Below are 14,874 nucleotides of genomic sequence, written 5' to 3' on the forward strand. Positions count from 1 at the left end.
TGAGCTGACGAATCTACCATATCTTCCAGTTGATAATCTCAATGAATCACTTGATTAATTCACTATTCAAAATACTCAGTCTTTCCTCAAAAGGAGGATGCACGTGATTCAGTCCCTTCTCCCATTCAGCCTTGCAGCTGCAATCCAGATGTTCCAGAACGCTCGGATCAAGAGTGTGATTATACTCCTTCAACGCCTCTATTACTCGATCACTGCAATGCGGACAATTGTAAGGCACCCCGACAGGGGAAGGGTAAAATTGGAACAAGCCGACGATGATCTTGCCCAAATGCGCCGTCCGTTTTACCACCTCAACGATGCTCCAGAGCCATGCCGGTTTATAGGCACCCTGGTCACTTAAATATTGCACCAGTGTATAATCCTGTACGGTACAGCTTTCCAGTGAAACGGTCGTCGTACCGAGCTCAAAAGCATGCTCAATCGTTTGCACGGCATGTTCGATAGCCTCTTGTTCCGTAATAAAGGGCGGCTTCAGCAACACATAGCTGCGTAAATTCAGCTCCTGGGTCACCAAGCGAGCGGCCTTATCAAATTGCTTTAAGGAAAAGCCTTTGTTTATGCATACATACCGCAAAAAGTCGTCAATCATTTCGAGCCCCATGGCGACTTCCACATGCTTATCCGGTAAAAGGCGCTTAATTTCCGCCATATTTTCTTTCGTTACAAATTCGGGTCTGGTTTCGATGACCAGCATTTTGATCTCAGGCTTTTCTCCAACCATGCGTATGATTTCCCACAGCGCTTCAGCCGGAACTTCATTGTCGTTGAGAATGGAGCCGTTATTATACAGATTGAGTAAAGGATATTTGCTAAAATCAATCCGCTTAAATTCCTCACTAAATTGCTCCAAATAATAATGGGCAGAGAGAGGGCCGTCTTTACGTGTTTGCTTAGCCAAATGACCGCACATGGTGCAGCCATTTCCGTTTTTCAAGGCCCACTCACATCCGTTAGACATTAAATACATGACTGCGCGTTGATAGTTTTTTCCCTGAAAGTTTTCCTCACGAATATCCGTTTCTGTCGCTACTTTGTCCAAATGATACTGTTCATCTGGAATTTTAGCGTGAATCTCCTTCATTAGATTGGCGATGAGTCGGTAATAGTGGGCGGTTTCTTTCGTGGTCATCCATTGATAGGAATCCATTTGTTCCCAAGCTTTCGGCTTCTTCATCTTCATACACTCCTTTTCAAAGTATCCGGGCTATAGTCAAATTCAATCGCCCAAACCTCTTCCAGTCTCTTTTCCATCTCCGTCAAGGAGTGAATATTCTGAATGGCATAATCTCTTTCTGTAACGATCAGCCTGAGCAAAGCAACATAACGTTCACATAACAGTTCAATCGCGGACGGCTCATATTTTGAGGGCTGATACATGATTTGGATGGCAGTTTGCTCCATTTGATGAATGCTCACCAGAAGTGAATAATCCGTTACGCTATGGCCAGAAAAGGATTCCAAGGTCAATTCACTCTGTCGATTGATCTCCAGCGGATAATTTTCAATCACAAGCAACGTATCAAAAAGACGCTCTGTGCTTCTGAAATTGCCGTAAGACTGTATATCCACAAGCGGTGTTGTTTCGTAGGGCTGTCTCGCTACGCTGGCTTGCTGAATATCGAGCAAGGCTTGTTGCAGCGTATCTCCATTGCCTGACTGTAACCGTACAGGAACCGTGTTCATCAAAAGCCCCACTACCCGTTCAATTCCAGGCAGGCTGCTAGAGCGACCAGATACCGTCGTGCCGAAAAGCACATCCTGACGTCTGCTAACCTTTTGCAGCAGAATACCCCAGGCCGCTGTAAAAAGGGTACCTACTGTCACGGATTCTTCCTTCGCGACAGCTTCAAGCCCCCTCACCAGCTCCGATTGCAAAACATACGATTCGCAAGCCGTATCGCTTATTTCCGAGCCAGAAATTGTATCGGGTAAACACAGGGGCTGAACCTCATATCCAGTCAGGTAAGCTTGCCAAAATACCTTGCTTCCGCTTCTATCCTGCATCCCAAGCCATTTCACGTACTCTCGAAAACGCGGCTTGGCTAATCGTTCTGGCTCCCGGCCTGCACGCAGCGCATCATATGCCCGGATAAACTCACCCAGCACAATGCCATTACTCCAGCCATCCATCACAATATGGTGGTTGCTGACCATCATGATATGACGATCATGTGCCAGCCTAAACACCGTAATCCGCAGTAGGGGGCCCTCGGACAGGTCAAATCCTACAGCACGGTCTGCCTCGCGCAGCTCCTGTAGTACCGTCTCTCGCTCCACCTCTTCCATTTCTGTGAGGTCATGGAAAGTGAAAGACAGGACGCGTCCTTTCAGGACAATCTGAACCGGGTTCTGGATCTTTTCCCAGCGGAATACGCTTCTCAGCACTTCATGCTGTTGAATCGTCCATTTCCACGCCTCACAGCAGACAGATAGATCAAGCTGACCCTGCAGCGTATAGCTGTATTGCTCAAAATAAGCTCCTGTATCCTTGTCCCGTAAATAGTGGTAGAGCATTCCTTCCTGCATGGGAGTCAAACCAATGACATCCTCCACACGTGTTTTGTTCAATGGACGGTGGCTCATGGTTTCTCTCCCCCTTACAATTGAATGATGGTGCCAATCCCATATGCGAACAGTCCCTCTTGCGGGTGACGAATAAATGGCTCTCGACAGCCCGTTGGGTCTACAAACTCCTCAAAGGAGGGATAACTTTGTTTCACTTCATCCCAGAAAACGCCAACATCATAACCTCTTCCCCACGTTTCAGGCCGCATACTGATATCATGAAAAGCAATCATGCCGCCCGGTGCCACCAGCTCTTGATACATACGAAAATCCGAACTCACTCCACCGTAGGAATGATCACCATCGATAAACAGAAGATCAATCTGCCGTTCTCCTAGAACCTTTTTCAAGTCCTGTTTGGTGGAGCAGTGAAATGAACGGTCTCGAATAAAAGAAAACTGCTGCCCCGTGCTGCCAAAGCTGGAATAGAGCTGCACCTCACTGTCATCCTGACCCCCTCCATACGGTCCACCCGGATAATCAATACTGACGAGCAACGCGTCCGGATCGGCCAGTTGACTCAGGCAATAAAATACACCGCCGCTGGCTGTCCCGATCTCAACGACTGTTTTAGGCTTTTGGCTCTTCACGACCTCCAGAAAACGACGCAGCTCATAGGGATTCTGAATGGCTGGAAAAACAGGTACATGCTCGGCGACACGCTCCAAAATAGCTCTTAACCGGATAGATTGCGGACTGGTCACGTCTTCTTGAAGATTTTCCGGGGAAAGCAGTTCGAATAACTCGGGCACGATGACCTTAGCCAAGAGTCCTTCCACATCAGGTTCATCTTCTCCGTCCAGTAGCCATGCTTCCGGTAACCGTGGAAGCTTGTCCTCTGGGTTTTCGCCTTTTTCAATGGCTGCTTTGAGAAGATTCGCCTGTTCCCGTGTTAGCTTCACATACCCAGGCTTCCATGCATGAATGAGTATAAAATCCCCCTTTACCTTGATGTGATCCAAGCCAAACTTGTGCACCCATGGCAGATCGTTGTATCGCTTTTGCAGATAATAATTTAGGGGGCCTGTCGGGAGAATGCGTAAATGCTCCAATCTGTTGCTCATGCTCTCACCTCGTTCTCGTCGTAATCCATTCCTAAGTTACGTAAAAAAGCTCCGGTATGGGAGTGCTCACAGGTCGCAACCTGCTCAGGCGTTCCAGCTGCCACTAGCTGTCCACCTCGGGTGCCCCCTTCAGGGCCAAGGTCTATCACATAATCTGCTGTTTTGATCAGATGCAGGTTATGTTCAATGATGAGTACGGTGTTGCCCTCATCCACGAGCTGTTGAAGGATAGTTAGCAGTCGCTGAATGTCGTCGGGATGCAAGCCTGTGGTCGGTTCATCCAAAATGTACAACAGGCTGCGCCCTTTTTTTAACTGACTTAGCTCCTCTACCAGCTTAATACGCTGGGCTTCCCCGCCAGATAATGTCGTGGCAGACTGACCCAGCTTCATATAACCAAGACCCAATTCGTTCATGAGCTTCAACTTGCCGTAAATATCCGGTTGGTCAGCGAAGAAAACAGCAGCTTCTTCAATGCTCATCTCCAATACATCCGCGATATTCTTCTCGTGATATGTAATTGCCAGTATATCCTCGCTGTAGCGTCTGCCCCGGCACGTTTCGCAAACCATTTCAACGTCAGACATAAACTGCATTTCAGTGACGATCACCCCGAGTCCTGAACAAACTTCACAGCGTCCACCCGGTGAATTGAAGCTAAAATGTGCACCCTTTCGTTGGAGCTGCCTAGCTGTTTCTGTCCTAGCAAACAGCTTTCGAATGGCGTCAAACACCCCCACATAGGTAGCCGGAGTGGATCGCGATGTCCGTCCAATTGGCTTCTGATCGATACAGATCACCTGATCAATCGACGCTTCTCCTTTCAGCTCTACATCGTGCTTCAGGTATGCAGATTTACCCTCCAGGCGAGAACGTAATTTCCCATATATAACGTTATGAACCAGCGTGGTTTTCCCTGATCCTGATACCCCTGTAACACAAACTAAACAACCCAGTGGAATTCGTATATTCAGGTTCTGTAGATTGTTCTCCCTGGCTCCCAGCACCTCAAGATATTTCCCGTCACGCGCCTCTCTTCGTTGGGTGGGAACAGGAATACCTCGCTTGCCGCTCAAATATTGTCCTGTCAAAGACTTCGAATTGCTCATGACTTCTTCCACCGTACCCTGTGCTACAATTTCACCACCGAGCAATCCTGCGCCAGGCCCAATATCTACAAGATAATCCGCTTGGGCCATAATCTCTTCATCATGTTCGACGACCAAGATGGTATTTCCCAAATCCCGTAGTCTGTGAAGCATAGCTATCATTTTCCCGGTATCCTTCGGGTGTAATCCGACACTGGGTTCATCCAAAATGTAGATCATGCCCATCAGTCCTGAGCTTAGTTGGGTCGTCAAGCGTACGCGCTGGGATTCACCACCCGAGAGCAGGGTCACCGGACGGTTCAAATTTAAATAGTCCAGTCCCATATCCAGCAGCAGCGTCAAACGAGTCTTGATTTCCTGTAAAATGGGCTGGGCCACAGCCGCAAGACTCTCGAAAACTTGAGGTGCCATTCGCAGTAGTTCATCACAGCCTGCATACAGCTCAACCAACGGCATGTTCGAAAAATCGCGGATCGTTTTGTCCCCCACACGATATAGCAGTCGTTCTGCCTTCAAACGTGCTCCTCCGCAGCTCGGACATACTTGTTCCCGCATCACTTCCTTGTCTTCCGCTTTCATGGCGCTCATTTCATCCTTGGCATTAGCGTTAAAGCGCTTATAAATAAGATTCACAATCCCTGCAAATCTTTCGTGCATCAGCTTGCCACCTGTAGCAGGATTCTCAATTGCAATCTTTTCCCCTTGAGTACCGTATAGCACAGCGTATAACGCCTCATCTGGCAGATCCTTTACCGCCGTGCTTAGTTTAAAATGATATCGGGTCGCTAGTCCCTCCAAAATTTTTCGATTTTTATGAAATTTCTCTTGCTCACATTGCCAGCCAAGTAGCTGAATCGCTCCTTCAGCTAGACTTTTGGATCGATCAGGAATCACACGTTCCAGATCTACTTCATAATGAGTGCCCAGTCCTGTACAAGTCGGACAAGCACCCAAAGGACTATTCGACGAGAAAGCCCCTGCCGAAATTTCACTCGCCACCATGCCACAACAGGAGCAGCCAAAATTCAGATTACATACGAATCGTTTATCAACCACAGGTCGAATTTGAATCCAGCCATCTCCTAAGTCCAGTGCTTTATCCACCATAGCTTGAATATCTTTGCGTTGCTCCACGGAAGCTGAAATCGTAATTCTGCCAACAAGTACCTCCAGCTGACTGTCTCCTTTTCCTAGACGTACGGCCTGTGGAGACCTACCGGAAAACAAAGCTTCTGCTTGCTCTATATCCAGCATTTTTTGATTCCAGCTTAATTGGGTGTAGCCTTTTTTTTGTATTTCCTTCAGCAACGCGACAGGCCCTTCATGTGGCATGGAAAGGATCGGCGCATAGATTTCTATTGAAGCATCAGGTGAGCATTGGAGTACCTGCTCCGTGATTTTTTTCCTTGTCTGCACAGGCAGTGCTTCCTGACAGTAGGGACAAACCGCCCGACTTGTTCGTGAAAACAACAACCGGACAAAAGAGGAGATTTCGGTCAATGTACCCACGGTTGACCTCGGGTTGCGCGAGACCGTCTTTTGCTCCATCGCAATTGCCGGAGACAACCCTTCGATCAAGTCCACATCCGCCTCTTCCGTTTTTCGCAAGCCCATTCGTTCATATGCGGACAGCGACTCCATTAAGCGTCGTCGCCCTTCCGCATATAGTGTATTGAAGACAAGCGATGATTTACCCGAGCCGCTAACTCCCGTGAAAACAACCAGTTGATCTCGCGGAATCCGCAAGGAGATATTTTTCAGGTTGTGCTGTCTTGCACCTTTGACAACAATGTAGTTTTGCATGCTAAGCCCACACTTTTTCATAAATTTTAATGGATTGGTTATGAGCCACTGACTTCAGCACTCAGCACCTCCAGCTCCTTCATCTGCCCCATTTCCATCTTCAGCAGTCGGTCTGCGGTATGGAAATAATGGTCATCATGCGTAATGGCGAAAATAATTTTACCCGCCGCCTTCATTTCAGGCAGAAGTGTATGGTAAAAGAACTTGCGGAATTCCGGATCTTGATCGGCAGCCCATTCGTCAAACAAATATACGGGTCGATCTTCCAGATAACAGATCAAAAGCGCAAGCCGCTTTCGTTGTCCACCTGATAGCTTGAGCGTACTGAAATATCCATCCTTGACCGTTACTTTTTCCTCCAGTCCCAGTCTTTTCAGATAACGCTCAATGTCGGACTGCTTTTCCTTATAATCAATGTCGTACAAGCGCTCAAACAGATGAAAATCAGAGAAGACGGTGGAAAAATACTCGCCCGACGTGCGGGCATCAATGACTTCTCCATTGATCGTGATGTATCCCGTTTGTGGAGGATAGAGGGCAGTCATTAATTTAGCAAGCGTCGTTTTACCACTGCCGTTGCCGCCTGTGATGAAAATGGTCTGTCCTTTAGCCGCTTCCAGTGTAATAGGTCCGACCAGAAAGCTGGACTCTCCAGTCACGTTGCTGTACTCGAAGCTAAGATTATGAAAACCAATTCGTTCCACAGCCACTTCTTCATCCACCAAACTCGCAGTATCATACACTTCTCCGCTGTCATCAGTCGGCATTTCCGCAATAAAGGCTTTAATTCTTCGCCAGGAGGTCCGAATCTGGAACAGCTCCGGCACAGCCTGCAACAATCCGTTGATGGGTCCGATCAAGTAGAGGAACACGACAACAAATTGAATTAATGTGTAATCCTTAATGTTCGGGAAAATCGTCGGGAACACAAAGGTAACTACACCTAAAATTAAAATCAGCAGCGTCTCGCCCAGCACCAGTGCATTGGTAAATTTAATGCGGGACACAGAGCGTTTTTGACGATACTGTTCACAGCTATCCTGAATATCGCTGCTAAACTCCGTCTTTTTGCGTCCATGCATACTAAGCTCTTTAAAACCTTTGAGCATATGGTCGATGAACCCCAAATACACGTTTTGGGTATCCCTCGCCTCTTCCCAATAGCGGTTAGCCGTACCGCTGACGATGCTATAAAATGCGGCAATCACCGCAATGACAGCCAGGGAGAGTATCGTGCCCCAAAATGAAATCGTACCGAGATAAACAAAGCAGCAGATGACTGTCAGTAGACTGGTCGCGAACCCCACCGCCACATTGGCCGAGAAGCCCACCATCTCTGTATCATTATTTAAAGTGGCTAAAATTTTGCCATTGTCCATGCGTTCTAATTTGTCATAAGAGCTGTGTAGCACACGTTGAATCAGTTCCATTCGTTTTCGATAAATCATGTTGTAGGTAATCTTCACTAATTTGGTTTCAATCAGCTTGCGACCGAAAATATAAACCGCCAGCGCTAATCCGAAATAATACAGCAGATATTTGAGCGGTATTTCGCTGCCAATTGAGAAATTGACGATAAAAATGACAAAGGCATTCGCCGCCCCGCTTAGCAAGCTCATCATTACCAGTAAAGGAAGCGAGCGTTTATTTTCGTCTGTGTTCGGAAAAATCGTACCCAACACCAGGTAGCCAAAGCTCAAAAGCAATCCCAGCCCCAAGGCTCCAATCGCAAACGGAAAGCTAAACGGAGACCAGACAATCGCGGTTGTCCATGAAACGCCCTGCATGGCAGTAGGAACCAAATAAACTCCATACAAAAACGGTGTACTGCAAAGTAAAAATAGCAGCCATGTGAGCAGCTTTTTTGGATTCAAAGGCTTCAAAACACGTTGTTTGCGGATGATATCTCGTACCACCGTCATCAACAGGACCCCTACCGCCAGCACATAACATGCCAGCATGATCGTAATAACGGACCACGCATTGTCTGTTTTCTGATCTGGCTCATACGGAGACACAGGCTGACGATCTCGTAAAATGTCCATAAGACCATGCCCGGTGATATACGTTAACGTGGTACCGTTGTTTGCCATAATCCCTACAGCCAGCTGATCCTGAGGGCGAAAAACCATATAAGCAGAAAAATTCGGATTTAATCCAGCCTTGGACACCTCTCCGTTTCCGCTTTGGTAGTCAGCCCAGCCCATAGCATAAGACGACATATCAAACTTGCTGGGGGTAACGGTGCGGTCAGGCGCATGAGTTTCCATAATTAATGGAGTCATGGGAGATTTCAGGCTGCCCAACTGATATTTGAGCCAAGTGGCGAGGTCATTTCCGTTCATCATGATATAACCAGCGGGACGGTTTCCTCTAAAGACAGGGGATTGATATTCACGTGCTTGAAAAAAGCCGTTCTTGTAGCCTGTTGCCATCGTGGGTGCGGCTTCTGTGGGATAAAGAGTAGTTTTATTCAGACCTAAAGGCTGAAAAATATGGGTCTTCATATAATCTTCGTAAGGTTGCCCTGTGACCTTTTGAATGACAGCCCCCACGATTGCGTAGTTAATGGTGGCATATTCAAAGCGTTCGCCAGGACGATTATGTAATTCCAGGCCATTCACATTTCGTACAACCTGTTCCAGTGAATCGGGCCGGTTGGAGATCGGGATGTCGGTAATTGTGTACCATGGAATGCCACTGGAGTGATGTAACAGCTGCCGCAGTGTAATCTCGACATTTTGGTGCTTATACTTGGCTTGAAACCATGGAAAAAACTTTGAAACGGGATCATCCAGCTTCAACAACCCCTGCTGCTGTAGTTGCAGCACGGCAAGTGCTGTAAATCCTTTGGAGCAAGAGGCAATTTCAAAGCTTGTCTCGGGTGTTACAGGAACCTGCTTATCCACATTGGCGTACCCAAAACTTTTGAGATAGGCCGTTTCCTTTCCACGAACCACAATAACTGTCATTCCAGGGATATGACCTTCCTGCATCTTCTCATGAATAAATGCTTCCAAACGCTGAGTGGTGTTTTCATCCAATCCTGCTGCGGCCTCCGCACGACTGGGCGGAATACATGTAGCCACTAAAGCGAAAATCAGGATAACCGCTGCCATTTTTCTCATGATCATCTTTTTACATTCCATAATCGCTCCAGCTTTCTTTGTAATATGTAATCAAAGCTTGCTTGACCAATATATGTAAGACTATTTATCTAGTAATTACATAAAAAAACTAGGATAAACAGTATTCAACATCATGAATAAATATACAAAATTTTTATATTTAATTTATGGATAATTAAATAGTTTAAGAGTAAATATATGTTAAATAGGAATGGATTTACTTAAAGGAAAATTAAGGAAGAATGCCGGGATATTGATTGCGAAATCGGAGAGTCAATTACCAGAAATACTTAATAAATTAATATTTATCAATATTATCGAAATTGTATTAACACCTTAACATTTCATCCATATCGGATGTAGTGAGCTAATTCACACTTTTTTAAAAATTCCATTGTAAACCTATGGAAACCTTTTAAAGGGAACTCGCCTTTTTAAATTGGAATAAAATTGTCGAAAATCCGTTTTATTTTTTGTTTAAAAATACATTTTTTCTGCTTGATTGTTTTTATTGGGTGGGCTAGGATCATTTTTATGTAGACTCTATGTTTTTCAATATCTGCATGTATAAGGAGGCTAATGGATGTTCTATGCACTAACACATTCTCAAAAAAGAGTTTGGTATAACGAGAAAATATATGGTACGACAGCCATGCACAATCTGACCGGACTTGTACGCATTCAAAAGGAACTAGAGTTTGACGCGCTGGAGAAAGCGATTCAACTCTTCATTTCCAAAACGGAAGGCCTCCGCATCCAGATCGAAGAGCAAAATGGAGAACCCGTACAGTACGTGAAGCCCTATGAAAAGGAGCAGATCGCATGTATTGATTTTAGTCATGAGCCTGATCCGTTACTTCATTTTGAACAATGGCTGAAGGCTGTGAGCGGACAGGTTATGCCTCTGTTGAATGCCAAACTGTATTCTTTTGTTATTTTTAAACTGGGGCCTGGTGATGTTGGTTATTTGGGTCAATTTCATCATATTATTGCAGACGGTTGGGCCTTACATATCGTGTCTGAACGAATTTCGCAGTATTATACTCTACTGGTTAACCACAGCCCCCTGCCTGCTGATGAAGAATATTCCTACATACCTATCATTGATCAAGAACAAGCCTATTTAACATCTGAGCGTTTTATAAAAAATAAAATATTCTGGCATGAAAAATTTCAAACCTTACCCGACATGATACCTATCAACAAAAGCAAAGATATTTCGGCCGTTCGAACATCCTTTGCCATCGATAGTGAAACTTCACGCATCATTCAGACCTTTATCCAAAGCTCCAAACTTTCTGTAAACGTATTATTCGTATCCGCCCTTCTGCTTTACATCTACCGGACGACTCAAGAAACCGATGTGGTGATCGGGACTCCAGTCCTGAACAGATCGGGCAAAAAACAAAAAAATACGTTTGGCATGTTCACCAGCACCATGCCGTTTCGCATCCAACTGGATGAAGCTTTAGATGCCTGCTCTTTGATGAAGCATGTGGGGGCAGAGCTGATGAATTTTTATTTTCATCAAAAATATCCATATGATCTTCTAGCTAGTGACCTGGAGCTTGCTCAAAAAGGATATAACAGTCTGTTTGATATGTGTGTTAATTATTACAACATGAAATTTAGTCCCCAATTTGATGGGTGCCCCTATGAAGTTCAGGAGGTTTTCAGTGGTTATCAACCTTATGCGCTGCAACTGGTTATTCGTGACTGGGAGGGGAGCGGAAGAATTACGCTGGACTTTGACTATAAAGTGAATTCTTACAGTGAGACGCAGATCGCAAAAATGTTTGAGTATATCATTCATATCGTTCGCGAGATGATCGAGCAGCCACAGACCCCGATTGCGGAAATTGAAATGCTATCTCCGCAGGAACAAAATGAGCTGATCTATGGGCTGAATCAAACACGTTCTTCCTATCCCTCGTCCCTAACCATTACTCAGTTATTTGAGCAGCAAGTCGTTGAAAAAGCTACTAATATTGCCTGTTACTTTGAAGAGCACACGTTAACCTATCGTGAGTTAAATGAACAAGCTAACCAACTGGCGAGGTTTTTAAAAAGCCGTGGTATTGGGCAAGAGAGTATCGTGGGGATCATGGCTGGGCATTCATTTGAGCTTATCATTTCGATCTTAGCTGTGTTGAAATCAGGTGGGGCCTATCTGCCTATAGATCCTCACTATCCAGCTGACCGTGTTAGCTATATGCTGGAGGATTCCGGGGCTGCTTTGCTTCTTACCGATGCACCTTTGAATGATGATATTTCATTTTCCAGAGGAGTTTATCGTATAGACGATGCATCCCTGTACCATGGAGATTGCTCGAATTTGAAGCCACAAAGCGGACCGAACCAGCTCGCTTATGTAATTTACACCTCCGGTTCCACAGGCAAACCTAAAGGAGTGGCAGTTCCGCACAAGGGACTTGTGAATTACATATGGTGGGCGAATAAAACCTACTTGTCCGCAGCTCACGAGGTCTTTGCTTGTTATTCGTCAATAGCCTTTGATCTGACTGTCACTTCCATATTCACCCCATTAATCAGCGGACATGCCATGAACCTCTACAGAGATGATGATCCCGGCGAATTTGTATTGTTCCGCATTATGAAAGACCAACGTACAACCATTGTAAAGCTAACTCCCGCACACTTGTCCCTTCTACAAGAGTCGGACATTCGTACATCGAGCGTCCGCAAATACATTGTAGGAGGAGAAGATCTCAAAGTCAGTCTTGCTCACAACATTCATGACAAGTTTGGCGGAAGTATTGCCCTGTTCAATGAGTACGGACCTACGGAAACCGTTGTAGGCTGCATGATCCATATGTATGATGCAGACCGGGATAGCAGAAGATCCGTACCCATCGGCGTGCCTTCCGATAACGTGGCTGTATATTTGCTGGATGCGCATTTAAAGCCTGTTCCTATGCAGATAAAAGGAGAAATCTACATTTCCGGTCATGGAGTGGCAAGAGGATATCTGAACAGACCGGAACTCACAAAAGAAAGGTTTCTCGATAATCCTTTTGTTCCTGGCGAACGAATGTATAAAACCGGTGACATGGGGATACGGCTGGAAAATGGCCTGATCGAATACCTTGGCCGAAATGATAACCAAGTCAAAATCAGAGGCTTTCGTATCGAGCTGGGTGAGATTGAAGGAGCTTTATCCTCCTATCCTGACATCCAGCATGCTGTCGTAAACGTTGTGGAAACAGGCGATGCGAATAGATATCCCGTTTTGTGTGCCTATTATGTATCTGATCGTGTTATCTCTCCCAAGCTTCTCAAAGATTATTTACATGCTTGTCTTCCCCATTATATGGTACCAAGCCACATACTCCAGCTGGAAATCATTCCGCTTACATCCAATGGCAAGGTGGACAAGCAAAAGCTTCCTGTGCCAGACGTGTCCTCTGGATTAACTGACATATATGAGGAAGCCCATAATACGGTGGAAAGCATTCTCGTGCAGGTTTGGGAAGAGCTGTTCCATACGTCTACCATAGGTATCCACGATAATTTCTTCGCACTGGGCGGAGACTCTATTAAAGCGATCCAGATGACATCCAAATTAAATAACTATGATTTGGAAGTGGGTGTACAGGATGTTTTAGCGCATCCCAGTATAGCAGAGCTTGCTCATTACACACGCCAAAAGAGCCGACTGTACGATTCTTCAGCTCCCGTCAGCGGTGAAATTCAGCCTACACCGATCTCCATGTGGTTTATGGAGCAGTCATTTCATAATCCTCATCACTATAATCAATCGGTCTTGCTTCTGCTGAAAAATGAAATGGATCGTTCTGCTCTAGAAAAGGCATTTCACAAGGTAATTGAACATCACGATGCTTTAAGGATGAGCATACACCCGGATGGCAAGTTATTTTATAACCCGGAACTCACTGCAATCCCGTTCAAGCTGGATTGTTATGACATGACGCCTATTTCAGCAGAGGCTTGGCAGCATGAATTCAATAAGCTGGTGCATAGCTTGCAATCCGGTTTCGATCTGTCCCACCGTCTTCCTATTCGAGCAGCTATATTCGATCACGGACAAGGAACCTGGGAATTGTTCATCACTGCGCATCATCTGGTTGTAGATGGAGTTTCCTGGAGAATTATATTGGAGGATGTATTGGAGGCTTATCATGCCTTAGAAGAAGGGAAGGAGGTACATTTTTCAAGAAAAACAGCCTCTGTTCAAACCTTTGCCAAGGAGCTTCATCATTATTCCACTACTGCGGATCTACGGGAGGAGCTTGATTTTTGGAATGAAATGGAGGGCGGCAACGACCATTTTCCAGCATTCATCACAAGCCAGCCATCCACTGACGTAAACTATGCTTCATGTGCAGTCGTCGAAGGAGAACTTTCCCCTGCCCATACGCACAAACTGCTCACCAAGGCGAATCAGGTCTATCATACTGAGCCTGTGGATTTACTGCTAGCTGCCTTGTCTTTAAGTGTAAAGGAATGGATTGGATTAGAAGATTTCACTTATGAGGTTGAGCATCACGGAAGGAGCCTGGATCACGTAGACGTATCTAGAACGGTTGGCTGGTTTACGGCGTTACATCCCTTACGTATTCAAGTGCCAGGTACAGAAATAGGCAGTGTCATTGCATATGTCAAGGAACTGCGCCGACGCATTCCCCAACAGGGTATCGGTTATGGCATTTTAAAATACATGCAAGGAGCTATTGAAAAAAGTAAAAAGATTCGTCCCCTACGCTTCAATTATCTGGGACAGTTCGATCACGAAAGTCAGAGTTCAGACTATGTATATAAGCATACTCCAGGCCTTCAAGATGTGGACTACGCCAATCATCTAACGGCTGGCATCGAAATCAACAGCCTGATTGTTAACGACCAGTTGGTGGTCCATATGATGTACAGCACGGAATTGTTTGAAAAAGAAAGTATAACTGAATTTATGCATATGTATATCCAAACTCTAAACCGTGTGATTGATTTTACGATTAGTCAGCAAAATGTTCACTTCACTCCTTCGGACTTTGAATCTGCTCGGATTAGCCAAGAGGATATTGAATTGCTTTTCGAATAAAGTTCCAATAAGGGCAGGCGGCTGCATATAACCGCCTGTCTATTTAGGCTTCGGGCGTAACTACTGTACTTATCTATATAAAAGTGGGGTTGGCAGTACATGAGTTC

At 45.5% G+C, this 14,874-nt stretch carries 6 protein-coding genes; 1 reads left to right on the plus strand and 5 read right to left on the minus strand.

Annotated features, from left to right (window positions below):
- Window positions 1-46: 46 nt before the first annotated feature.
- The 5 genes from MKX59_RS21950 to MKX59_RS21970 are packed head-to-tail and all read right to left on the minus strand — an operon-like array spanning window position 47 to window position 9,696.
- Window positions 47-1,195, minus strand: a complete 1,149-nt coding sequence (locus MKX59_RS21950) for an archaeosine biosynthesis radical SAM protein RaSEA (protein ID WP_340858935.1) — start codon at window positions 1,193-1,195, stop codon at window positions 47-49.
- A gap of 2 nt (window positions 1,196-1,197) precedes the next feature.
- Window positions 1,198-2,604, minus strand: a complete 1,407-nt coding sequence (locus MKX59_RS21955) for a condensation domain-containing protein (protein ID WP_340858936.1) — start codon at window positions 2,602-2,604, stop codon at window positions 1,198-1,200.
- A 14-nt stretch (window positions 2,605-2,618) separates the two neighbouring features.
- The gene (locus MKX59_RS21960; protein ID WP_069081230.1) at window positions 2,619-3,650 is read right to left on the minus strand and encodes a class I SAM-dependent methyltransferase; all 1,032 of its coding nucleotides are present in this window, start codon (window positions 3,648-3,650) and stop codon (window positions 2,619-2,621) included.
- Window positions 3,647-6,562 (minus strand): excinuclease ABC subunit UvrA, encoded by a 2,916-nt coding sequence (gene uvrA / locus MKX59_RS21965; RefSeq protein WP_340858937.1) that lies wholly within the window; start codon window positions 6,560-6,562, stop codon window positions 3,647-3,649. The genes MKX59_RS21960 and uvrA overlap by 4 nt, the downstream gene beginning before the upstream one ends.
- Before the next feature lie 38 nt (window positions 6,563-6,600).
- Window positions 6,601-9,696 (minus strand): cyclic peptide export ABC transporter, encoded by a 3,096-nt coding sequence (locus MKX59_RS21970; protein ID WP_340858938.1) that lies wholly within the window; start codon window positions 9,694-9,696, stop codon window positions 6,601-6,603.
- Between the two features lie 577 nt (window positions 9,697-10,273).
- Here MKX59_RS21970 and MKX59_RS21975 point away from each other — a divergent pair.
- The gene (locus MKX59_RS21975) at window positions 10,274-14,767 is read left to right on the plus strand and encodes an amino acid adenylation domain-containing protein (protein WP_340858939.1); all 4,494 of its coding nucleotides are present in this window, start codon (window positions 10,274-10,276) and stop codon (window positions 14,765-14,767) included.
- The last annotated feature ends 107 nt before the right edge of the window (window positions 14,768-14,874 follow it).

Origin of the sequence: Paenibacillus sp. FSL R7-0340, from assembly GCF_038002205.1 — a bacterium.
Lineage (GTDB): Bacteria > Bacillota > Bacilli > Paenibacillales > Paenibacillaceae > Paenibacillus > Paenibacillus polymyxa_B.